The following is a 25,756-nucleotide window of genomic DNA, read 5'->3' as shown; positions in this document are numbered from 1 at the left end:
TGAAAAATTATAAAGAGTTCAAAGAGGAAAATTCCTTTTAATCTTTTTAATCTGTGGCAAAAAAAATAAAAAACATGATTGCTTTCCAAAACATAAAAACTAACATCATTACAGCCACAATTCTTTTGACTTGTACAGCTGTAAATGCACAAAACGATACCGTGCGTTATGTTGGTAAAACACTTTCAAATGTCGATTATCACCACGGACAGTTAAGTCCGGCGGTTGGCGTTCACGCTACGCAGATTATGCGAGCAAGTCGTGAACACCCAGAAAAAGCAGATGGTTTTGGATGGACATACAATCACCAGCCTACAATGGCATATTGGAACGATACTTTTTACCTGCAATATTTAAGTGATCCAGCAGGAGAACATATTCCGCCGAGCCAGACTTTGATTATGACTTCTAAAGATGGTGTAAGCTGGAAAATGCCAAAAGTAATTTTCCCAATCTATCATATTCCCGACGGATGGAAAAAAGAAGGCGTTGAAGGAGTTGCCAAAAATCTGGATGCGATTATGCACCAAAGAATGGGTTTTTATACTTCAAAAGACAAACGACTTTATGCTTTGGCCTATTACGGAATCGCAATGGATGAAAAAGATGATCCAAACGATGGAAAAGGAATTGGACGCGTCATTCGTGAAATCAAAAAAGACGGAAGTTTTGGCGAAATTTATTTCATCAGATACAATAAATCTTGGGACAAATCGAAATCGGCTTTTCCTTTTTATACACAAGCAAAAGACAAAGGTTTGAAAAAAGCCTGCGAAGAAATTCTTTCAGATCCATTAGTTTTACAGCAATGGGTAGAAGAAGCCGATCGTGATGATGAATTGATTCCGTTAAAAAAGCCATATAAAGCTTTAAGTTCATATCAGTTACCAAACGGAAATGTGGTAGGTTTATGGAAACACGCTTTAACTTCAATCAGTAAAGATGGCGGAAAAACATGGGAATATAATCCGCTTCGTGCTCCCGGTTTTGTAAACAGCAATGCCAAAATCTGGGGACAAAAAACATCTGATAACCGTTATGCAACAGTTTATAATCCGTCAGAATATCGCTGGCCTTTGGCTATTTCAACAAGTGATGACGGTTTGACTTACAAAGATTTATTATTGGTTCACGGAGAAATTAGTCCGATGCGTTATGGTGGAAACTACAAATCAGCAGGCCCGCAATACGTTCGCGGAATTTCAGAAGGCGACGGAACTCCGCCTGACGGAAAACTTTGGGTAAGTTACAGTATGAACAAAGAAGATATTTGGGTAGCGTCGATTCCGGTTCCGGTTACTTCAGTCGTTACAGAAAATGCAAATGACATTTTTAATGATCTTCCGGACGGACAAGAATTAAAGTTATGGAATACCTATGATTTGTCTTGGGCTTCCACCAAAATCGAAAAGAAAGCTGATGGTAAAAAATGGCTGACATTAAGAGATCAGGATAATTTTGATTATGCCCGTGCTGAACGTGTTATTCCGTTTGCAGAGAAAATGGAAGTGACTTTTACCGTAAAGCCAGAGCAAAATAATCATGGTTTATTGCAGGTTGAATTTCAAAATAAACAAGGATTGCCAGCGGTGAGATTGGTTTTTGATTCAGATGGACAATTAAAAGCAAAAAATGGTGCTCGTTTTGGCGGAGTTACAAAGTATGAAGCCGGAAAAGAATATAAAGTAAATGTAAAACTGAACGTTAAAACCCGTTCGTACACAATAAAAGTAAACGACGAAAAAGAATCAACGAGAATTTTTTATGCTCCGGTAGACGGTTTTGAGCGTATTATGTTCCGCACAGGCGATCAAAGATATTCTCCAAATGCAGATACAGAACCCGATACAGACGATTATCATGATTTACCCCAAACCGGAAAATTAATCCCGGAAGCCGTATTTAATATTCAATCGTTGATTACGAAGAAATTGTAAAATATATTGCCACGAATTGCACGAATTGTCACGAATTATTTTGATAATTATTGATTTAAAAATTAGTGAAATTTGTGTAATTCGTGGCGAAAAAAAATAGAACGCGGATGACGCAGATTTACACGGATTTTATTTTTAAAGAAATAAAAAATCAGTTTTTATCCGCGTCTTTACGAAGTAAATCCGTGTCATCCGCGTACTAATCAATAAGAAATGAAGCATTTTAAAATCATATTATTACTCTTAGTCACTTTCATCTCGAATGGACAAATTTTACCTGTATATCTAACAACAGAAATGGCTGAAAATCCATTAGCCGTAGTTCAGAATCAGCCGAGATTTAGCTGGCAGTTGGTTTCAAAAGAATCCAATTCATCGCAAATTGCTTACATTATTTTGATTGCTTCTTCAGAAGAAAAACTACAAAATGACGAAGGCGATATCTGGAACAGCGGAAGAGTAAATTCACTTAAAAATTTACAGATTCCTTATATTGGAAATCCATTAAAAAACGAGACCAAATATTTCTGGAAAGTAAAAGTCTGGAATCAAATTGGAAAAGTTTCTAAGTGGAGTAAAATTGCTTCTTTCAGAACTGCTTCGTTAGAATCAGATTTAAATCCGGTTTGGATTGGAGCGATTACCAAAGCAGACAGTCATCTGCCGGAAGGCCGAAATTATCATTCAGCTACTTTCAATAGAGAAAAAAAGAATTCGTTTATCAATGCTTCCGATTCATTGTCACGCAGAAGCATTATGCTTCGTAAACCTTTCGAAATAAAAAAAGAAATCAAAGAAGCTGTTGTTTATGTTTCAGGTTTAGGACATTACGAATTAACGATTAACAGTAAAAAAGTTGGAAACAGCGAATTTGCGCCTTTGTGGACAGATTATGACAAAACGGTTAATTACAATATTTACGAATTAAACGCCAAAGAACTTCAAAAAGGTGAAAACGTAATTGGTGTTCTTTTAGGAAACGGAATGTATAATACGCTGGCAGAAAGATATACCAAATTCTTCGTGAGTTTTGGCCCGCCCACTTTATTCTTTAAAATGAAAATCAAGTATAAAGATGGTTCAGAAGAAATTATAAAGTCAGATGAAACTTGGAAATACAGCAAAAGCCCGATTACGTACAATAGTATTTTTGGTGGAGAAGATTACAATGCCAATTTAGAGCAAAAAGGCTGGAACAGTAAAGGTTTCAAAGATTCGAATTGGAAAAAAGTCGTGATTCAGGAAGCGCCAAAAGGAGTTTTAAGACCGCAAACTGCACCGCCTGTTACGATTCAAAAACAATATGAAGTTAAAACCGTAAAAGAGTTGAAACCGAATTTCTATGTTTTTGATATGGGGCAGAATCTTTCGGGATTTCCAACGATCAAAGTAAAAGGAAAAAAAGGACAGACAATTCGTGTTTGGGTTGCTGAAGGATTAAATGAAGAAGGCACAATTGCGCAGGGAAGATCAGGAAAACCATATTATTACGATTACACCTTAAAAGGAGACGGAACAGAAGAATGGACGCCAAAATTCAGTTTTTATGGCTATCAATATGTTCAAATTGAAAACATCAATTATAAAGAAGCTAAAAATGCAGCACTTCCAACTTTGGTTGATTTAAAATCAAATTTCATTTACAATTCGGCTGGGGAAGCAGGAAGTTTTGCCTGTTCAAATGAAATTTTCAATAAAACACACGAGCTGATAAATAACTCCATAAAAAGTAATTTTCAAAGTGTTTTTACCGATTGTCCGCAACGTGAAAAATTAGGTTGGCTGGAAGAGATTCAGTTGAATGGTCCAGGTTTAATGTTCAATTATAACTTGCAGACTTTCCTTCCTGCAACGATGCAGAATATTTCTGATTCACAACATGATAACGGTTTAATTCCAACTATTGTTCCTGAATATGTAATTTTTGGTGGCGATTTCACCGATTCTCCAGAATGGGGTGTAACAGGCGTAATTCTGCCTTGGATGTATTATGAATATTACGGAGACGCTTCATTATTAGAAAAATATTTTCCTGTAATGAAAAATTACGTGGACTACTTAGGAACCAAAGCAGAAAATCATATTGTATCGCACGGATTAGGAGATTGGTACGATTACGGAACACATGCAGCAGGATATTCTAAAAATAGTCCAATTGCACTTTCTGCGACTTCACATTATTATTACGGGGCATATTTAGTAGCAAAAGCAGCTAAATTATTAGGCAAAACTGAAGATATTGAGAAGTATGAAACATTAGCCTCAGAAATTAAAACAGCTTTCAATGCGAAGTTTTTTAATGCTGAAACCAAACAATATGGAACAAACAGCCAGTTTAGCAACTCAGTTCCGATTTTTATGGATATCGTAGAACCTCAGTATAAAGAGGCTGTAATGCAGAATTTATTAGCAGATATAAAAGAAAAAGGAGATCGATTAACTACAGGAGATGTTGGAAATCGCTATTTGTTTCAGGCTTTAGCAAGAAATGGAGAAAATGAAACCATGTTCAGAATGCACAATCATTACGATGCGCCGGGTTATGGTTTTCAGATTAAATTTGGTTTGACGACTTTAACCGAACAATGGGATCCGAGAAAAGGAAATTCTTGGAATCACTTTATGTTAGGACAAATTGAAGAATGGTTTTACCAAAGCTTGGCCGGAATTATGTCTGATCCTGATAAACCTGGATTCAAACATTTCTTTATTCAACCAGAAATGGTTGGCGATATGACTTTCGCGAAAGCGGATTATCAATCTGTCTATGGAAAAATTGCTTCTTCGTGGGAGAAAAAAGATGGCAAATTTATTCTGACTGTTGAGATTCCTGTGAATACAACGGCAACGATAAAATTGCCTGTTGCTAAAAATTCAGAAATAAAAATTGATAATAAAAAAGTGAAAACAGGTTTTGATGAAAAAGCTCAAAAGCCTGTTTTGGAATTTGGATCTGGTATTTATACAATAGAATGCAAATTATAGAACGCGGATGACACGGATTTACTTCGTAAAGACGCGGATTTATACGGATTTTTTTCTTCTATTTCAAAATGTAAAATTGAATTGCCTCCAGTTTTAACTGGAGGTTTAAGAAAACAAGACAAGAGAAAAGGCTTTAGCCAAATGAGTAAGTTAGGCTAAAGCCAAAGTAGAAATCAAAAATATTTTCCTCCAGTTAAAACTGGAGGCAATTTAAAAAATAAAAAGATCAGCTTTTATCCGCGTTTTTACGAAGTAAATCCGTGCCATCAGCGTTCAATTTTAAGCTAGTTTAACACAAAAGACAATGAAAATTAAAAACATATATACAGTAATTTTATTCTTTGCTTTGACATTTGCGAATGCGCAAAGCACTTCAGATACAAATTTTAGAAAACCAGTATCAGAAACACTAAAAAAAATAGAAACTGTTTTTAATGTAACGATCAACGACGACAGGGGGTTATTAAAAGGAAAAGAACTCGATTATGCCGATTGGAGAATTGAACCGGGAAATCTGGCAATTTCGTTAACTAATATTTTGGCTCCGTTTGAATTGATGTATTTCAAACAGCCGGATGGAACCTACATTATTCGTAAATATGAAAACCATAAAGTTTCAGTCGATAAAGGAAAAGAACGCTTGTTTTATTTGGAAAGTCTTTATTCGACCAAAGAAGAATGGGAAAAACGTAAAACGGAGTTAAAAGCTTGTATGATAACCTCATTTGGATTAGATAAGGCTCCCCCAATGCCAAAATCTAAACCACTTTTAACTCCAAAGAGAATTTATAAAGATTACAGTGTTGAAAATATTGCTTTAGAAATCCTTCCGGGTGTTTATGCAACAGGATCAATTTATAAACCATATCCATTCAATAAAAAAGCAGCCGTTATCTTAACTCCTGACGGACATTTTGGAGATGGAAGATACAGAAAAGACGAGCAGTACAGATGTGCAATCATGGCAAAAATGGGAGCAATTGTCGTGGCGTATGATTTATTTGCTTGGGGAGAATCGTTATTGCAATTTCCAGAAGAAACGCATAGAAATAGTATTGCATCGACGGTTCAGGTTTTAACTGGAATTCGTTTATTGGATTATTTAGCAACCGTAAAAAATGCTGATATGTCGAGAGTTGGTGTCACTGGAGGTTCTGGCGGTGGTTCACATACCATGTTTTTAGCTGCAATTGATGATAGAGTAAAAGTTTCGGCTCCGGTTGTAATGGTTTCTTCTCATTTCTCAGGAGGTTGTCCATGTGAAAGCGGACGCGGAATTCATCTTTGCGGAAATGGAACAAACAACGCGGAAATCTCAGCTATGATGGCGCCAAAACCACAATTAATCGTTTCTGACGGAAAAGACTGGACATTAGCAGTTCCTGAATTGGAATTTCCTTTTATTCAAAGAACATATGAATTATACGGAAAGAAAGATTTAGTTGAAAATGCTCATTTTGCGAAAGAAGGGCATGATTTCGGAATTTCGAAACGTATGGCTTTGTATCCATTTATGGCGAAATATTTAAACTTAGATTTAAATAAAGTAAAGAACGATAAAGGCGAAATCGACGAATCGACTTGTGTAATTGAGCCAAAAGAAAAGCTGTTTGTTTTTGGAGATAAAGGTGAAAAACTGCCTGCGAATGCTCTAAAAGACATCAACAAATTATATGAAATGTTCGGAGAAAAAAATCTGAAAGTTTACGAGGTTAAGAAATAAGAATGATTGCCACGAATTACACGAATTTGCACGAATTATTTTTTTCTGCCACAGATTAAAATGATTTACACAGATTATTTAATTAAAAAAGAAATTAGTGCAAATTCGTGTAATTGCTTCGCCTGTTCGCTATCGCTTGGGTCGTGGAGAAAAAAAAATATATTTATGAAGTTAAGAAATAAAATAACGTCGATCTGTTTTGGAATTTTTTCCTTTACAGCAACAGCTCAAACCGACCTAAAATTATGGTACGATAAACCAGCTGCAATCTGGAATGAAGCTTTGCCTTTGGGTAACGGTCGTTTGGGAGCTATGGTTTTTGGTGATCCTGCGGTTGAACGTTTACAATTGAATGAAGAAACAATTTGGGCAGGTTCTCCAAACAGCAATGCGCATTCTAAATCGATAAAAGCACTTCCGATTGTTCGTCAGTTGATTTTTGACGGAAAATTTGACGAAGCACAAGATTTAGCGACACAGGATATCATGTCGCAAACCAATGACGGAATGCCATATCAGACTTTTGGAAGCGTTTATATTTCATTCGCAGGACATCAAAAATATACAGATTATTACCGTGATTTAGACATCAGCAATGCTACAGCGAAAGTAAAATACAAAGTAAACGGAGTTGAATTTACGCGAGAAATACTAACAGCATTTTCAGATCAGATAATCGTGGTAAAACTTTCTGCAAGTCAGCCGGGACAGATTACGTGTAATGTTTTCATGAACAGTCCGATTGATAAAACAGTCGCTTCGACAGAAGGAAACCAGATTATACTTTCGGGTTTAGGAAGTAATTTTGAAGGCGTAAAAGGAAAAGTAAAATTTCAGGGACGATTATCGGCTAAAAATAAAGGTGGTGAGATTGATGCCAGCAACGGAGTTTTAAGCATTAACAAAGCCGATGAAGTGACTTTTTACATTTCTATTGCAACCAGTTTTAAAGATTATAAGGATATTTCGGGAGATGAAATTGCGAAAAGCAAAGACTATTTGGCGAAAGCCGAAGTAAAAGATTTTGAAACGATTAAGAAATCTCATGTTGATTATTATCAGAAGTTTTTTAACAGAGTTTCTTTAGATTTAGGTTCAAATAATTTGATTAATAAACCAACAAATGAAAGAATTAAGGATTTTTCGAAACAATTCGATCCGCAATTGGCTTCGTTATATTTCCAGTTTGGGCGTTATCTTTTAATTTCAAGTTCACAGCCGGGCGGACAGCCAGCGAATTTACAAGGAATTTGGAATGATATGGTCACTCCACCTTGGGACAGCAAATACACAACAAACATTAATGCCGAAATGAATTATTGGCCTGCACAGGTAACCAATTTGCAGGAAATGCATGAACCATTTCTTCAGATGGCAAAAGAGTTAGCTGTAACTGGTGCAGAAACAGCTAAGACGATGTACAATGCTAACGGATGGGTTTTGCACCACAATACTGATATCTGGCGAGTAACCGCTCCGGTAGATGCTGCAGCTTCGGGGATGTGGCCGACAGGCGGTGCTTGGGTTTGTCAGGATTTATGGGAAAGATATTTATACACAGGAGATAAAAAGTATTTAGCAGAAATTTATCCAATAATGAAAGGTGCTGCCGATTTCTTTTTAGATTTTATGGTTATAGATCCTAACACAAAATATTTAGTCGTTGTTCCGTCAAGTTCACCTGAAAACACACATGCAGGCGGAACAGGAAAAGCGACAATTGCATCGGGAACGACAATGGATAATCAGTTGGTTTTTGATTTGTTTACGCATGTTATGGAAGCTTCGGCTTTAGTTTCACCTGATGCTGCTTATGTAAAAAAAGTGAGCGATGCTTTGGCAAAAATGCCTCCAATGAAAGTTGGGAAACACAATCAATTACAAGAATGGCAGGACGATTGGGACAATCCAAAAGACAATCACCGACATGTTTCGCATTTGTATGGATTGTATCCGAGTAATCAGATTTCGGCAATTAAAACACCTGAATTATTTGAAGCGGCTAAACAATCTTTGATTTACAGAACAGATGAATCTACAGGCTGGTCAATGGGATGGAAAGTAAATTTATGGGCGAGATTATTAGACGGAAATCATGCTTATAAATTGATTCAGGATCAATTGCATTTGGTAACAGCAGACCAAAGAAAAGGCGGCGGAACGTATCCGAATATGTTAGATGCACATCAGCCGTTTCAAATTGATGGTAATTTTGGTTGTACAGCCGGTTTTGCCGAAATGCTGATGCAGAGTCAGGAAGATGCGATTCATTTATTGCCGGCACTACCAAGTGTTTGGAAAGACGGAAGTATAAAAGGTTTGGTTGCCAGAGGTGGATTTGTAATTGATATGACCTGGAAAAACAATAAAGTTTCGGAGCTGAAAATCTATTCAAAAATTGGTGGAAACTGTCGATTGAAAGTAGAAAATACGCTGAAAGGTTCTTCGCTTAAAAAAGCAAAAGGAAAAAATCTGAATCCGTTGTTTTACGATGTAGAAGTGAAGAAACCGATTATTTCTAATGAAGCAAAATTGCCTAAAGTACAATTGCCAAATTATAGTATTTACGATGTGAATATGAAAGCGGGGCAGACTTATACTTTTACGGGGAATTAAGATAACGAATTAAACCTGTCAGGTCTCGATACGTTTCCTGCAAGGTTTCAAAAACCTTGNNCAAGGTTTTTGAAACCTTGCAGGAGTGAGAAAACGTATAGGTGTCTTGCGTGAGTGATGGAAGTGGAGCTCTCCCGATTTTTCATCGGGAAGCGGGAACGGACAGCACGACCCGAAGGGACACGCCCAAAGAATTAATTTTAAAAATAATAATTAGAATATGTTACAACATTTCAAATATAAAATAATAACACTTTCAATAGTAATCGCTTGTATAAACAGTGGTTGTAAATCAAGTGTGGGGTATTCTCAAAAAGGAAAATCGGTTGTTTTGAAAGAAGAGAACTTCAAGCATTATGTTGATTATTTCAACACAATGGAAGATGAAAATTTGAAGTTTGCAATTCCGAATGACAGTGCCTGGACTTGGATGGAAAAGAATATTCCGTTGTTTGAATGTCCACAGCAGAATTTTGAGGAAATTTATTATTTCAGATGGTGGAGCGCGAGAAAACACATTAAAAATACACAGCAGGGATTTGCAATTACCGAGTTTTTGGTTGATCGTTCTTATGCTGATAAATATAATATGATTAGCTGTGCTTTGGGGCATCATATTAACGAATTTAGATGGGTTCATGATCCGCAGTATATTGAGCAGGACGTTCATTTATGGTTTAGAGGGAATGATGGTAAACCAATGAAAAAATTGCGAACTTTTAGCAGTTGGACGGCTTATGCTTTGTATAATAGATATTTAGTAAATAAAGACGAAAAGTTTTTATTGGATATGTATCCTGATTTATTTGCAGAATATATAGCTTGGGAAGAAGACAGACAACGAAAAGATGGTTTGTTTTGGCAGTATGATGTAAAAGACGGAATGGAAGAATCGCTTAGCGGAGCTAGAAAATTTAGAAATGCCCGTCCAACAATTAATAGTTATATGTTTGGAAATGCAGTAGCGTTGTCTAAAATGGCGGCTATGAAAGGCGATAAAGCAGGAGAAATAGTGTTCAAAGCTAGAGCTGCTGTTTTACAGCAATTAGTAGAAACGAAATTATGGAATCCGAAAAGTGAATTTTTTGAGACCTTTACAGAAAAAGATACATTAGCACAAGTTAGAGAAGCGATTGGATTTATTCCGTGGTATTTTAATCTGCCGGAACAAAATAAAGGTTTTGAAAAAGCCTGGGAGCAAATTAAAGATGAAAAAGGATTTTCGGCTCCATTTGGTTTGACAACGGCTGAAAGAAGAAGCCCGCGTTTTAGAACACACGGAACCGGAACCTGTGAATGGGACGGTGCAATTTGGCCTTTTGCAAGTTCGCAGACGTTAACGGCTTTAGCGAATGTTTTGAATAATTACAATCAGAATTATGTTGCGAAAACCGATTATTTCAAACAAATGAGCTTGTATGTTGAATCGCAATATTTTCATGGAAAACCATATTTAGGAGAATATTTAGACGAAACAACGGGATATTGGCTAATGGGCGACAGAGAAAGAAGCCGTTATTATAATCATTCCACGTTTAATGATTTGGTGATTACCGGATTGGTTGGTTTGCGCCCAAGAGCTGATGAAAAAATAGAAGTAAATCCGTTAATTCCGCAAGAAAAATGGGATTGGTTTTGTTTGGATAATGTTTTATATCACGGCAATATTATTACGATTCTTTGGGATAAAACTGGAGAAAAATATAAAAAAGGTAAAGGATTCAGAATCTTTAAAAACGGAAAAGAAATTGCTTTTTCTGAGAAATTGGAGAAGTTGGTTTCTGAGTAAAGTTTTTTTGGCCCACGGGTTTGACGGATTGAACTGGTTTGCACTGATGTTTTTTTCCTAACTTTTAATTATGAATAAATGAGAATAAAAAATCTGTGTGCACCCGTTTAAACCAGTAAAATCAGTGGGCAAATAATTCACCAGCCTATCATTACGCTTAAAATAATACTATGAAAAAGTTTTTTTTACATCTTACCTTAATCATTTCACTTTTCATCATTTCGGCGAAAGCCCAAAATAAAATTATTGTAAGTGATTTAAAGTGCGAAATGCTGACTAATCCGGAAGGAATTGATGTTTTACAGCCAAGATTGAGTTGGAAAATAAAAGAAAGTGTAAATGATGTAAAACAAACTCATTATCAAATTTTAGCATCTTCCTCTTTAGAAAAACTAAATGCAGGAAATGCAGATTTATGGGACAGCGGAAAAGTGCAAAGTGATGAATCTGTAAATGTGATTTATAATGGAAAAAAACTAAATGACAGGCAAGACATTTACTGGAAAGTTATTGTTTTTACCAATAAAGGCGAAGTAAAATCGACAGAATTGGCACATTTCAGCATTGGTGTTTTAACTTATTCTGAATGGAAATCGACACGCTGGATTGGATATGAAAAGGCTTCTCCGGGAGATAGTATTTCGCAGTATTCCAGATTATCTGCTAGATATTTACGTAAAGAAATTGATTTAAAAAAGAAAGTCAAAAGTGCCAAAGTCTATATTATGGGAATGGGCTTGTACGAGTTATACATTAACGGAAATAAAATTGGTGATCAGGTTTTGGCTCCCGTTCCTACCGATTATACGAAGAATATAAAATACAATGTTTTTGATGTGACTTCACAATTGCAGGAAGGTAAAAATGTATTGGGAACGATTTTAGGAAACGGACGTTTTTTCACCATGCGTCAGGATTATAAACCTTATAAAATCAAAACATTCGGATATCCGAAAATGGCTTTGCAATTATTTGTAGAATATACTGATGGAAGTAAAGATGTTATTCGCACCGACGACACTTGGAAAGTTACAACCGACGGCCCAATTTTATCAAACAACGAATACGACGGCGAAGAATACGATGCCCGTAAAGAAATGAAAGGCTGGAATACCATTAATTTTAATGATAAAAAATGGTTTTCGGCAGAATATGTGCAGGAACCGGGCGGATTCTACGAAGGGCAGATGTCGGCGAATATGAAGGTAAAACGTGAAGTAAAACCGATTTCAATTAAACAAACTGTAAAAGGAACTTATATCTTAGATATGGGACAAAATATGGTGGGCTGGTTACAATTGAAAGTAAAAGGAAATGTGGGAGATAAAATCACTATGAAATTTGCTGAATCTTTACAACCAGACGGTTCGTTATACATTGCCAATTTGCGTGATGCCAAAACAACAGATATTTATACTTTAAAAGGAGAAGGCGAAGAAGTTTGGGAACCTCGATTTATTTTTCACGGATTCCGATTTGTAGAAATTTCAGGTTTCAAAACAAAACCGACTTTAGAAAATTTCGTTGGAAAAGTCGTTTACGATGATATCGCTACAACAGGAACTTTTGATTCTTCGAATCCAATTATGAATCAGATTTTTAAGAATGCCTGGTGGGGAATCAGCGGGAATTATAAAGGAATGCCAATCGATTGCCCGCAACGAAATGAGCGTCAACCTTGGTTGGGAGACAGAACAACGGGAGCTTACGGAGAAAGTTTTTTGTTTGATAATCAGACTTTATATGCCAAATGGTTAGATGATATTAGAAATGCTCAAACCATTGATGGCGGACTTCCAGATGTTGCACCTGCATTTTGGCGTTATTACGGCGATAATGTAACCTGGCCGGGAACCTATATTACAGTTGCCGATATGCTGTATCAACAATTTGGAGACAAAAAAGTAGTGCAAAAACAATATCCGTCTATGAAAAAATGGATGGATTATATGGAAGAAAATTATCTGGTTGATGATATTATGACCAAAGATAAATATGGCGACTGGTGCGTTCCGCCAGAATCATTGGAATTAATCCGTTCGAAAGATCCTTCTCGTTTAACCGATGGAGAATTGATTTCGAGTGCATTTTATTATCAGCTTTTAAACATCATGAAAAATTTTGCTGTAATTGCCAATGCACAAACTGATATTAAACATTATGACGAATTAGCGTCAAGAATCAAAAAAGCATTTAATGTTAAATATTTTAATACAGCAAAAAATAATTATGCTAATAATACGGTAACAGCCAATTTACTGCCTTTGACTTTCGGAATGGTTCCAGAAGAATTACAGCAAAAAGTCTTTGAAAATTTAGTGCATGAAGTTGAAGTAACTAAAAACGGTCATGTAAGTACAGGCGTAATTGGAACTCAGTTTTTGATGCGAACCTTAACCAATTTTGGACGTGGTGATTTAGCTTTCAAATTAGCTTCAAATAAAACCTATCCAAGTTGGGGTTATATGGTCGAAAACGGTGCAACTACAATTTGGGAACTTTGGAACGGAAATACTGCCGATCCGGCAATGAATTCACAAAATCACGTAATGCTTTTAGGCGATTTATTGATTTGGTATTACGAAAATATGGCAGGAATTAAGAGCAATCCTCAAACTCCGGGTTTTAAACAAATTATCATGAAACCAGATTTTAATGCGGGATTAGCTTATGTAAATGCTTCTTACGAATCGATTTACGGAACAATTAAAAGCGATTGGAAAAAAGACAAAAAAGCTTTGGTTTGGAATATTACCATTCCGGCAAATACTTCTGCTGTTGTTTATCTTCCAACAACTGATATTTCAGCTGTTTCAATTGATAAACAAAAATTAGATAAAACTTCGCATTCTTATAAAACAGAAAAAAGTAATCTAGTTATTACACTTTCATCAGGTTCTTATATTTTAAACGTTAAATAGTCAGCATTTTCAATAATTCGGGACAGTACAGGATACATCTTTAGTTTTTTAGTGTCATTTTTACATTTATTAAATAATTTTGTGCGAAAAATTATTAGTAATGTATTTATAATCAAAAATTTTAATTCATAATAAAATTAAAAATGAGAATAATAAAATTGATATTTGTCTTGTTTGGACTTTTCTTTTTAGGAAGTTGTAAATCGGCTTTAGAAAAAAAGACATGGAAAGAGGGGATTTTGGTAGATGAATTTATTTATGATAAAGCGCCTTATCCGTCTTGCCATGCCGTTACAATTGTCGAAGCAACAAATGGCGATTTAGTTTCATCTTGGTTTGGAGGAACTCATGAAAGACATCCTGACGTTTGTATTTATGTAGCAATCAAACCGAAAGGAAGTGATAAATGGGGCGAAGGCGTAAAAGTAGCCGATGGCGTGATGAAAGAAGGGCCGAGATTACCAACTTGGAATCCTGTTTTATATCAGATTCCGGGTGGAGATTTAATGTTATTCTACAAAATCGGACCAAAACCATCAGAATGGTGGGGCGTAATCAGAACTTCATCTGATGGCGGAAAAACTTGGTCTGAGGCTCAAAAAATGCCAGACGGTTTCTTAGGGCCAATCAAAAACAAGCCTGTTTTATTAAGCAACGGAACATTATTATGTCCGTCAAGTATCGAAGGCGACGGCTGGAGACTTCGTATGGAATCTACTCCAGATTTCGGAAAAACCTGGGTAATGGATGATACACTTCCAAGAGGAAAACAAAAAATCAATGCGATTCAGCCAAGTATATTATTTCATAAAGACGGAAGTATTCAGGCTATCGGAAGAACTAGAAACAGAGCTATTTTCAGCACATTCTCAAAAGACAACGGAAAAACGTGGTCGGATGTAGAGTTAATCGGACTTCCAAATAACAACTCAGGAACAGATGCTGTAACGTTAAAAGATGGAAGACATTTGTTAGTTTACAATCACGTGCTTCCTCCGGGAAAAGAAGCAAAAGGGCCAAGAACACCTTTAAATGTTTCGGTTTCTAAAGACGGAATTAATTGGAATGCAACTTTAGTTTTAGAAGATTCAAAAATTAGTCAATATTCATATCCATCCATAATTCAAAGTTCTGATGGAATGGTTCATATTGTTTACACTTGGAGAAGAGAAAAACTGAAATACGTAAAAATCGATCCAAGTAAATTGGTTGCACTTCCAATCAAAAACGGAATCTGGCCAGGCGACGAAGGAAAGGTAGTTACAGCAGTAAAAGCAGAAGAAGAGTAAAGAAAAGTTCGCCACTAATTTAACGAATTTCCACGAATTTTTTCTAATACTAATTCGTGAAAATTTGTGCAATTCGTGGCAAAAAAATATAAACAATGAAATCTAAAAGAAATTTATTTATTACAATGCTTGTTGTTATGTCAACAACATTCAACAGTTGTGTAACAGCTCAATCTTCAAACAAAAAACAAAAATATAAAGTTGCAGTTTGTGACTGGATGATTTTAAAAAGACAAAAATTAGGCGCTTTTGGTTTAGCAGCTGAATTAAAAGCTGACGGAATCGAACTGGACATGGGAGGTTTAGGAACTCGTCCAACTTTTGACAGCAAATTGGGCGATCCTGTAGAAAGACAAAAGTTCTTAGATAAATCTAAAGAAACAGGCGTTGGAATTAGTTCAATCGCTATGTCTGGGTTTTATGCGCAATCTTTTGCTACAAGAGAAATTACGCCCATGATTAATGACTGTATTAAGGCGATGAAAAATATGAAAGTAAAAGTGGCTTATTTGCCATTAGGAACGCAGACAGATTTGGTTAAAAATCCAGAATTACGTCCAGAAGTTATTAAGAGATTGCAATGGGCAGGAAAAGAAGTTGGGAAGATTGGTGGAATTATCGCGATCGAAACTTCTTTGAACGCGACTGAGGAGAAAAAACTTTTGGAAGAAGTTGGATCAAAATACATTAAAAGCTCTTTCAATTTTGCCAATGCTTTAGATAATAAAAGAGATATTTCATCTGAATTGAAAATATTAGGAAAGAAATATTTAGCTCAGATTCACGCTTCCAATACCGATCAGTTTTGGTTAGAAAATGACAAAGCGATCGATATGCCAAAAATCAAACAAACGCTAGATGAAATGAAATGGAGTGGATGGCTTATTGTAGAACGTTCACGTGACGTAACACAAGTCCATAATGTAAAAGCCAATTATGGAGCAAATGTGGCTTATTTGAAGAAATTTTTTCAGAATTAATTTTATTATAGCCACAGATTAAAATGATTAAAATGATTTTTTTTAATCTGTGGAAATCTTTTTAATCTGTGGCAAAAAAATCAAAAAATGATCTGCTTAAATCTGCCTGATCTGCGTGCAAAAGATTTCACGCAGATTTTATAGATATAAGCAGATTTAGCAGATTATTTTTTAAAAGAATACCAAAAACAGCATACCATGAAATATTTACAATTACTTTTTTTATGTTTTTATGTCTCTTTTGCATCGGCACAAAATATCACTATAATTAGTGATTTGAGCTCGCCGAGAGCAAAATTTGGAGCAGAGAAATTATCAGAAACCCTTTCGTCAAAAGGATTCAGCGTAACTTCTTCGGATAAACTTAAAAAATCAAAAGATCAGGTAATTGTTATTGGAGAAAAAGGAACTGATTTTTGGAAACAAAATACTAAGAGCGCCAAAATCGATGACAGTAAATTGACGAAGAAAGAAGGTTTTCAAATTCGTACTCAAAAAAATATCATTTATATTGAAGGAACAGACGCCAGCGGAGCTTTGTATGGAGCTTTAGAATTAACAGATCATATTAAAAATTCAGGTCAGCTTCCTTCAGAAATAAATATTGAAGACAGTCCGGAAATGGCTTTAAGAGGAGCTTGTATCGGAATGCAAAAACCCGTTTATCTTCCAGGACGTGATGTTTACGAATATCCATATACGCCCGAAACTTTTCCATGGTTTTATGATAAAGCTTTATGGATAAAGTATTTGGATATGCTGGTAGAAAACCGCATGAACTCTTTGTACTTATGGAACGGTCATCCTTTTGCATCTTTAGTAAAATTAAAAGATTATCCGTTTGCCGTAGAAGTAAGCGATGAAGATTTCAAAAAGAATGAGGAAATCTATAAATTCTTAACGGTTGAAGCGAACAAACGCGGAATCTGGGTCATTCAGATGTTTTATAATATTATTGTTTCTAAGCCTTTTGCAGAGCATTACAACATTAAAACTCAGGATCGTTCGCGTCCAATTACGCCATTACTTTCAGATTATACGAGAAAATCTATTGCTGCTTTTATCGAAAAATATCCAAACGTTGGATTAATGGTTTGTTTGGGAGAAGCAATCAACACCGTTGATGATGATGTAGAATGGTTTACCAAAACGATTATTCCGGGTGTTCGTGATGGTTTACAGGCATTAGGAAAAACAGAAGAACCGCCAATTATACTTCGTTCTCACGATACAGACGGGCCTTTGGTAATGGAAAAATCACTTCCATTATACAAAAACTTATATACAGAAAGTAAATATACAGGAGAATCTTTAACGACTTACACGCCGGGCGGGCCTTGGGGAGAAACGCACAAACAATTGAGTGCTCTTAAATCAATTCATATTGAAAACGTTCATATTTTGGCAAACTTAGAACCTTTTAGATACGGTTCACCAGATTTTATCCAGAAAACGGTAAAAGCAATGCACAGCGTTCACGGTGCAAATGCACTGCATTTATATCCGCAAGCTTCGTATTGGGATTGGCCATATTCGGCAGATAAAACGAAATCAGGAGAACGTTTATTAGAAATGGATCGCGACTGGATTTGGTACAAGGCTTGGGCAAGATACGCGTGGGACAGCAAAAGAGATCGAAACGAAGAAGTTAAATTCTGGGATAATGATTTAGCTGCAAAATTCGGAACTACTCAAGAAGCAGCAAATAACATTTTAAAAGCGTACGAAGAAACGGGAGAAATTGCTCCAAAAACATTAAGACGTTTCGGAATCACAGAAGGAAACCGTCAAACTTTATTGTTAGGAATGTTCGAAAGCCAATTGGTAAATCCGTCAAAATGGAGAGTTTATCCAGGATTCCACGAATCTTGCGGACCAGCGGGTGAATTACTTTTAGAATATTCTAAAAAAGAATGGAATAAAGAACCGCATTCTGGCGAACTTCCAACTCAGATTATTGCTGAAATTACAGAACACGGAAGATTAGCGGTTGAAGCCATCGACAAAGCCGAAGCAAGTGTAACGAAAGAGAAAGAAGAATTTACACGTCTTAAAAATGATATGTATGCGTATAAGGCTTTCGCCGATTTCTTCTCAGAAAAAGTAAAAGCAGCTTTATTGGTTTTAAGATACAGTTATTCAAACGACATTACCGATTTAGATAAAGCCATGCCTCATTTAGAGAAGAGTATCGAGTATTACGAATTATTGGTAAACTTAACAAAAGATACGTATTATTATGCCAACAGTATGCAGACGGCTCAACGTAGAATCCCAATTGGAGGAGACGACGGAAATAACAAAACTTGGGCTGAATTATTACCGCATTATGAGCGTGAATTGGCTAATTTTAAAAGAAATTTGGAGAAATTAAAATCTTCAAAAGACGGAAAAATTGAAACCAAAGAAGGAAAACCGTGGAAACCAGCTGAAGTAACTTTTATTGACGAAAAACCTGGAACTTATTTAGTTAAAACAGGAACAAAAGTGTACGGAACAGATATTTCTGAGTTAACTAAAATTGCTCCTGAACTTCAAAATTTGAGAGGATATTCGTTAGTAGAAAACGATCAAAACGAAAAAGGAACACATTTGAAGTTTAAGAACACAAAAGCGGTTAAATTAGTGGTTGGATATTTCAATTCAGATCAAAAGAGATTTTTGTTGCCGCCAAGTTTAGAAACCGATGCAGCAGGAAATGCAAACGGTCAAGCCGAAGTTATTTTGGCAAGTGCAATGAATTTAAAAGAGCTTCCGCGTGTAAATATTCATACTTATACGTTTCAGCCGGGTGATAATAAATTAGATTTAGGAAAAGGAAAAGTATTGATTTTAGGTTTTATAGATGCAGATCAAACTATCACGCCGCGTGATGTTGGGTATATCGATGCAGGAGAAAAAGCAGCTATTGACTGGCTGTTTTATTAAGAATGATTTGGGCGTGTCCCTTCGGGTCGGGCTGTACGTTCCCGCTTTTTTTGAGGCAAAGAAAAATTGCCTCAAAAAAGAGCTCCACTACCATCCCTCACGCAAACTAAGCGTTGAGTTAAACCTGACGGGTTTTTAAAACCCGTCAGGTTTGCTCGCAAAGTATAAACACAATCTTGTCATCCCGAGGAACGAGGGATCTCCACAAGAAACTCTACAAAGATTGGCAACATTTCTATGCGGAGTTATTTGCGAAGATTTCTCCTCCGTCGAAATGACAAACTTTGTGAATTAAATATAAAAGTTAAACCTACAAGGTTTTAAAAACCTTGCAGGATACAAACGATTAAAACTTAAATTACCTTATATCACTTATATGGTTCAATAAAAATATATGAACAGAATAGTTTTTTTTATTTTTTGTTTCTTTTCAAGTTTATGCTTTGTTTGGAGTCAAAGCACAAAAAGTTCAGCGAAAGTCCGAAAGGAAGTTTCGCTGAACTCCTCTTGGGAAACCATTCTTTTGGATAATCCGCAACAAGAGAAATCTTTTGTTGAGAATCCAAAGTCGGATAAATGGTTAAGCGTAAATGTTCCGCATAATTGGGATCAATATTATGGGTATAGAAGAACAAAACACGGAAATTTGCACGGCACAGCCTGGTATAAAAAAACTTTAAAACTGGATAAAAAAGACGTTTTAAAACAGTTTTTTCTCTATTTCGAAGGTGTAAGTTCGTATGCAACTGTTTGGGTAAATGGCAAAAAAGCAGGCGAACACAAAGGCGGACGAACGACTTTTACATTAAACATTACAAAAGCTGTTTCTTTCGACAAAACGAATACGATTTTGGTTAAAGCAGCACATCCATCTTTTATTGCAGATCTTCCTTGGGTTTGCGGTGGCTGTTCCGGCGAATGGGGATTTTCTGAAGGTTCTCAGCCAATGGGGATTTTCAGACCAGTTTCTTTGGTTATCACAAACGATGTTCGAATTGAACCTTTTGGTGTTCATATCTGGAATGATAAATCGGTTTCAAAACAAAAAGCGATTCTTCATACAACAACCGAAATCAAGAATTACGGTACTTCAGACAGAAATTTAACGATTGAAAATATACTATATGATGCTGTAGGAAAGAAAGTTGTTGAAACAAAAAGTGATATCAAAAACATTTCAGGAGAAACAAAAGAAATAGCACAGACGCTTCCGGAAATTTTGAATCCGAAATTATGGTCGCCGTCAAATCCGTATTTGTATAAATTAGTGACTTCTGTTTATGAAAAAGGAAAAATAATCGATCAGTTAGCAACACCTTACGGAATCCGCTGGGTAAGATGGCCAGTTAGCCGAGACGGAAAAGACAATCGTTTTTTTATTAATGATGAACCAGTTTTTATAAATGGTGTCTGCGAATACGAACATTTAATTGGAAACAGCCATTCGTTTTCAGACGAAATGATTCATTCCAGAATTGAGCAGATCAAAGCAGGCGGATTTAATGCTTTTAGAGAAGCACATCAGCCTCATAATTTAAAATATCAGGAAGAATTAGATAAAAATGGAATTTTGTTTTGGAGTCAGTTTTCGGCGCATATTTGGTACGATACACCAGAGTTTAAAGAAAACTTCAAAACTCTTTTGCGAGAATGGATTAAAGAACGCAGAAACAGTCCGTCGGTTGTAATGTGGGGATTGCAGAATGAAAGCACTATTCCGGCAGCATTTGCCGAAGAATGCACGAAAATAATCCGTGAAATGGATCCGTTATCTGCTTCACAACGCATTGTAACGACTTGTAATGGAGGAGAAGGGACAGATTGGAATGTCGTTCAAAACTGGTCAGGAACATATGGCGGAGATCCGCTAAAATATCATTTAGAAATGACGACTCAGTTATTAAATGGCGAATACGGCGCGTGGCGTTCGGCCGATTTACATACTGAAGGTGAGTTTGATCAAAAAGGAACTTTGAGCGAAAACAGATTCTCTCAATTGATGGAAATTAAAGTTCGTGAAGCTGAATCTGTAAAAGATAAAATCGCAGGACAATTCAACTGGCTTTTTGCTTCGCACGAAAATCCGGGACGTGTACAAAATGGAGAAGGGTTTAGAGATATTGATAAAGTCGGCCCCATAAATTACAAAGGACTTTTCACGATTTGGGGCGAACCTCTGGATGCATTTTATATGTATCGTGCTAATTATCTTTCGAACAAAACTAATCCGATGGTTTATATTGTTTCGCACACTTGGCCAAGTCGTTGGGAAACAACTGGAATCAAAAACGGAATTGATATTTACTCGAATTGTGATGAAGTAGAATTGTTCAACGATGTGAATAAATCGTCTTTAGGAAAACTAAAAAATCCGGGAATCGGACAGCATTTTCAGTTTAATAATGTCAATATTCAATACAATGTTTTGTATGCCGTTGGATATGTAAGCGGAAAACCCGTTGCTAAAGATTACATCGTTTTAAATACACTTCCTAAAGCACCGAATATTGATGCTTTAACAACGGATAAAACCGATATTACAAAAGCAAAAAGCGGTTATAATTACATTTACAGAGTAAATTGTGGAGGTTCTGAATTGACAGATTCCTCAGGAAATACTTGGTTTACCGATACTCATAAAAATGGACAGCATACTTGGGGTTCCTTATCCTGGACAGATAATTTCGAAAAACTTCCTGATTTTTTTGCTAGTCAAAGAACAACTTTCGATATAATAAACGGAACAAAAGATTCGGAATTATTTCAGAGTTTCAGATATGGTGTTGACAAATTGCGTTATGAATTTCCTGCGCCTGATGGAGAATATTTAATAGAATTGTACTTTACAGAACCTTGGTATGGAACTGGAGGCGGAATGGATTGTAAAGGCTGGCGTTTGTTTGACGTTGCTATCAATGAAAATGTGGTTTTAAAAGATTTTGATATTTGGGCAGAAGCCGGACATGATTATGCGTTGAAAAAAACATTTAAAGTAAAAAGTACAAACGGAAAAATTGTGATTTCGTTTCCAAATGTAAAAGCTTCACAGGCGATAATTTCTGCAATTGCAATTGCGACAAAAGATATTCATGCAAGACCAGCAGAGGAATCTTCAAAAAACATTGAGAATTTAGTTTTAGATTCTTATGATAAAACAAACAGAATAGCTTCATGGTTGGATATTAATTCAAAACAATATTCAGATTCTGATGTTGTTTTTACGGAATTACCTTCAGAAGTTTTTGGCGCAGATTATTTGCAATTTTCGGATCTTTCTAAAAACAAAGGTTCTTTTTCTGCCAAAGAAGATTCAGAATTATATCTTTTTGTAGATAATAAAAATTTGAATTTAGAGCGATTTTCAGATTATAAAAAGCTCGAAGAAAAAGCTAAAAATAATAATCAAACTGAATTTGCTGTTTTCACTAAAAAAGTAAAAAAAGGAGAAAAATTTTCTTTTGATAATAGTGAAAACATAATTACAATCGCAGTCGTTCCAACTTACGATATGGGCGAAAAAGACGATTCAAGACCTGTAGTAATTATCGAAGCAGAAAAAACAAAAACCACGGGAATCGGAATTGAAAAAGGAAATTTCAAAAAAGCCGATTATATAGAGTTTACACAAAAAACAAATAACAGTATTCAGTTTGAAGTTAAACCTGGAGTGGCAGGGATTTATTTAATGCGTTTTCGTTTTATGAATAGAAATGAAACGCCTTTAAAAGTCAAATTCAAAATGGAAGATGCGTATGGAATTTTAATGCGAAATGATACAATTGAGTTTTTTCCTTCTTCAGAAAAATGGAAGGTTTTAAATACGACTTCAGGCGGTTATATTAATGCGGGAACGTATAAAATTACGTTGGAAGGTGATGATTTGAAGGGATTGATGCTGGATAATTTTGAATTTCAATAAATGGCGGTTTGCCACAAAGGCACAAAGGCGCAAAGGTTTTTTTAACGAATTTTGATTGTAGAGACGCACAGCAGTGCGTCTACGTTCCAATTGTCGATACTGTGTGTTAGACGCACTGCTGTGCGTCTCTACAGAAAAACGTTGCGGAGTTTCGAGCGTGGGCTTCGACTTCGCTCAGCCTGACAAAACGGTGTAAAAATTAGATTAGAATAAAAACATATTTATGATTAAATATAAAAGCATATTTCAAAAAATTACAATTGCATTATTGTTTTCGGTTTCAATTTTTGCGCAAAAACAGGCCAGAATTGTAGAAGATTTCAATAAAAACTGGAACTTCAAATTAGGAGATTATCCTGAAGCAGTCAATGCTAATTATAATGTGTCAGACTGGAGAACGCTTCAACTACCGCATGATTGGAGTATTGAAGGAGCTTTCGATAAAGACAGTAAAACAAAACAAGCACAAGGATTTTTACCTGCTGGAAAAGGTTGGTACCGTAAAGTTTTTACTATTCCGGCGAGCTGGAAAAGTAAAACGATTTCAATTGAATTTGATGGTGTTTTTAAAAATAGCGAAGTTTTTATAAATGGGAAATCATTAGGAATGCGCCCAAATGGTTATATATCTTTTGGTTATGATTTGTCTCCGTATTTAAATTATGGACAGGCCAATACAATCTCCGTAAAAGTTGATAACGATGCTCAGCCAAATTCAAGATGGTATACAGGTTCTGGAATTTACAGAAATGTGAGATTGGTGACAAGTGAAAAATTACACGTTGGAAAGTGGGGAACTTTTGTAACTACGCCTGAAGTTTCAACAAAGAAATCAAAAGTGCATTTAGAAGTTACAATTGATAATGATAATGATACTGCCAGAGAATTTACATTGGTCACTTCTATTTTAGATGCTAAGAATAAAGAAATAGCTAATAAGATTTCTATAGAGAAAATTGAAGCCAAAACATTTGAAACGAAGGTGCATAATCTTGATGTTTTAAAACCACAATTATGGAATACTGAAAATCCGTATTTGTATAAAGTAATTACAAAAATCTACGAGAAATCTATACTAGTCGATAATTATGAAACCCCGCTCGGATTTAGATTTTTTAATTTTGATTCAGAGAAAGGGTTTTCTCTAAATGGTGTTCCGACAAAAATATTAGGAGTTTGTCTTCATCATGATAATGGCGCATTGGGTGCGGTAGAAAATATTCATGCGGTTAGAAGAAAACTGACTTTGATGAAAGAAATGGGAGCAAACGCTATCAGAATGTCACATAACCCGCATTCGTTGGAAATGATGCAATTGTGCGACGAAATGGGATTCATCGTTCAGGACGAAGCTTTTGATGTTTGGAAAAAGAAAAAAGTGACCAACGATTATCATAAAGACTGGGATGCGTGGCACAAACAAGATTTAGAAGATTTTATTAAAAGAGATCGTAATCATCCATCGGTAATGATGTGGAGTATTGGTAACGAAATCCGAGAACAATTTGATTCAACTGGAATTGCGATTACAAGAGAATTGGCTAAAATTGTAAAATCATTAGACACGACACGTCCTGTAACTTCGGCTTTGACCGAAAATATTATTGAGAAGAATTTCATTTATCAATCAGGAGCTTTGGATCTTTTAGGATTTAATTACAAACATGAAGATTACAAAGATTTTCCGGAACGTTTTAAAGGACAAAAAATATTAGCTTCTGAAAGTGTTTCGGCTTTAGAAACACGCGGACATTATGATTTTCCAGATGGGATTAAAGCGTGGCCGACAAAACATGGTGCTCCGTTTGACGGAAATGCAGACTGGACTGTTTCGGCTTACGATCAAGTGAAATCATATTGGGGTGCCACTCATGAAGAAAACTGGAAAACGATCAAGAAACAGGATTTCATGGCGGGAACTTTTATCTGGACGGGTTTTGATTATATCGGAGAACCTGATCCATATCCTTATCCAGCGAGAAGTTCTTATTTCGGAATTGTTGATTTAGCCGGACTTCCAAAAGATGTGTATTATATGTACCAAAGCGAATGGTCAACAAAACCTGTTTTGCATATTTTCCCGCATTGGAATTGGAAAAAAGATCAGGAAGTGGAAGTTTGGGCGTATTACAATAATGCAGATGAAGTAGAATTATTTTTAAACGGAAAATCTCTCGGAATAAAATCTAAACAAAATGATGATTTGCATATTTCATGGAAAGTGAAATTTGAACCTGGAACATTAAAAGCAATTTCGAGAAAGAACGGAAAAGTAGTTTTAGAAAAAGAAGTCCATACAGCTGGTGAAGCTTCTAAAATCGATTTAAAAGCAGATAAAACTATTATCAAAAATGACACTTATGATTTGGTTTATGTAACCGCTTCTACAGTTGATAAAGATGGAAACCTTTTACCAAATGCTACAGATTTAATCAATTTTGAAGTTACCGGCGGCGGAAAATTAGTTGGAGTTGATAATGGCTATCAGGCCAATTTAGATTCTTTTAAAGCGAGTTCTTGTAAATTATTCAGTGGAAAATGTATTGCGATTATTCAGTCGAATGGAAAGAAAGAAAATATTAAGTTGAAAGCTTCGACGGAAAATGGGATTTCAGAAAATATGATAAATATAAAAGTTAACTAATAATCTATATATTAGCGATTATTAA

Annotated in this window: 11 protein-coding genes; all 11 read left to right on the top strand. The window is 35.7% G+C overall.

Annotated features, from left to right (window positions below; all coding sequences use genetic code 11):
* The first annotated feature begins 53 nt into the window (after positions 1 to 53).
* On the top strand, positions 54 to 1,937 hold the full coding sequence (locus B3C18_RS15205; RefSeq protein ID WP_291148291.1) for an exo-alpha-sialidase: 1,884 nt from the start codon (positions 54 to 56) through the stop codon (positions 1,935 to 1,937).
* 213 nt (positions 1,938 to 2,150) lie between these two features.
* Entirely contained in the window at positions 2,151 to 4,922 is a 2,772-nt protein-coding gene (locus tag B3C18_RS15200; RefSeq protein WP_291148289.1) for a glycoside hydrolase family 78 protein, read from the top strand.
* 304 nt (positions 4,923 to 5,226) lie between these two features.
* The gene (locus B3C18_RS15195; protein WP_291148286.1) at positions 5,227 to 6,645 is read left to right on the top strand and encodes an acetylxylan esterase; all 1,419 of its coding nucleotides are present in this window, start codon (positions 5,227 to 5,229) and stop codon (positions 6,643 to 6,645) included.
* A 165-nt stretch (positions 6,646 to 6,810) separates the two neighbouring features.
* Positions 6,811 to 9,261 (top strand): glycoside hydrolase family 95 protein, encoded by a 2,451-nt coding sequence (locus B3C18_RS15190; RefSeq protein ID WP_291148284.1) that lies wholly within the window; start codon positions 6,811 to 6,813, stop codon positions 9,259 to 9,261.
* 220 nt (positions 9,262 to 9,481) lie between these two features.
* On the top strand, positions 9,482 to 11,050 hold the full coding sequence (locus tag B3C18_RS15185; RefSeq protein WP_291148280.1) for an MGH1-like glycoside hydrolase domain-containing protein: 1,569 nt from the start codon (positions 9,482 to 9,484) through the stop codon (positions 11,048 to 11,050).
* Between the two features lie 170 nt (positions 11,051 to 11,220).
* Positions 11,221 to 13,971: a glycoside hydrolase family 78 protein gene (locus B3C18_RS15180; protein WP_291148277.1), complete on the top strand. Its 2,751-nt coding sequence runs from the start codon at positions 11,221 to 11,223 to the stop codon at positions 13,969 to 13,971.
* A 143-nt stretch (positions 13,972 to 14,114) separates the two neighbouring features.
* Positions 14,115 to 15,260, top strand: coding sequence for a sialidase family protein (locus B3C18_RS15175; protein WP_291148274.1), 1,146 nt, complete (start codon positions 14,115 to 14,117; stop codon positions 15,258 to 15,260).
* Between the two features lie 95 nt (positions 15,261 to 15,355).
* Positions 15,356 to 16,240, top strand: coding sequence for a sugar phosphate isomerase/epimerase family protein (locus B3C18_RS15170; protein WP_291148271.1), 885 nt, complete (start codon positions 15,356 to 15,358; stop codon positions 16,238 to 16,240).
* A gap of 198 nt (positions 16,241 to 16,438) precedes the next feature.
* Positions 16,439 to 19,168, top strand: a complete 2,730-nt coding sequence (locus B3C18_RS15165) for an alpha-d-galacturonidase (RefSeq protein ID WP_291148268.1) — start codon at positions 16,439 to 16,441, stop codon at positions 19,166 to 19,168.
* A gap of 394 nt (positions 19,169 to 19,562) precedes the next feature.
* A complete protein-coding gene (locus B3C18_RS15160; protein ID WP_291148265.1) occupies positions 19,563 to 23,087 on the top strand; it encodes a malectin domain-containing carbohydrate-binding protein in 3,525 nt (1,174 codons plus the stop codon).
* Positions 23,088 to 23,310: 223 nt separating this feature from the next.
* Positions 23,311 to 25,731: a sugar-binding domain-containing protein gene (locus tag B3C18_RS15155; RefSeq protein ID WP_291148262.1), complete on the top strand. Its 2,421-nt coding sequence runs from the start codon at positions 23,311 to 23,313 to the stop codon at positions 25,729 to 25,731.
* Positions 25,732 to 25,756 lie beyond the last annotated feature (25 nt).

This window comes from Flavobacterium sp. UBA7680, assembly GCF_002482975.1.
Classification (GTDB): domain Bacteria; phylum Bacteroidota; class Bacteroidia; order Flavobacteriales; family Flavobacteriaceae; genus Flavobacterium.
The sequence above is the reverse complement of the archived record's forward strand: the minus strand, read 5'-3'. Positions and strand labels throughout refer to the sequence as shown.

Excerpts from the sequence above, each read along its gene's own strand:
- B3C18_RS15170 (WP_291148271.1), top strand. The coding sequence starts at position 15,356 with ATGAAATCTAAAAGAAATTTATTTATTACAATGCTTGTTGTTATGTCA.
- B3C18_RS15185 (WP_291148280.1), top strand. The coding sequence starts at position 9,482 with ATGTTACAACATTTCAAATATAAAATAATAACACTTTCAATAGTAATC.
- B3C18_RS15180 (WP_291148277.1), top strand. The coding sequence starts at position 11,221 with ATGAAAAAGTTTTTTTTACATCTTACCTTAATCATTTCACTTTTCATC.
- B3C18_RS15165 (WP_291148268.1), top strand. The coding sequence starts at position 16,439 with ATGAAATATTTACAATTACTTTTTTTATGTTTTTATGTCTCTTTTGCA.
- B3C18_RS15160 (WP_291148265.1), top strand. The coding sequence starts at position 19,563 with ATGAACAGAATAGTTTTTTTTATTTTTTGTTTCTTTTCAAGTTTATGC.
- B3C18_RS15175 (WP_291148274.1), top strand. The coding sequence starts at position 14,115 with ATGAGAATAATAAAATTGATATTTGTCTTGTTTGGACTTTTCTTTTTA.
- B3C18_RS15200 (WP_291148289.1), top strand. The coding sequence starts at position 2,151 with ATGAAGCATTTTAAAATCATATTATTACTCTTAGTCACTTTCATCTCG.
- B3C18_RS15190 (WP_291148284.1), top strand. The coding sequence starts at position 6,811 with ATGAAGTTAAGAAATAAAATAACGTCGATCTGTTTTGGAATTTTTTCC.
- B3C18_RS15155 (WP_291148262.1), top strand. The coding sequence starts at position 23,311 with ATGATTAAATATAAAAGCATATTTCAAAAAATTACAATTGCATTATTG.
- B3C18_RS15195 (WP_291148286.1), top strand. The coding sequence starts at position 5,227 with ATGAAAATTAAAAACATATATACAGTAATTTTATTCTTTGCTTTGACA.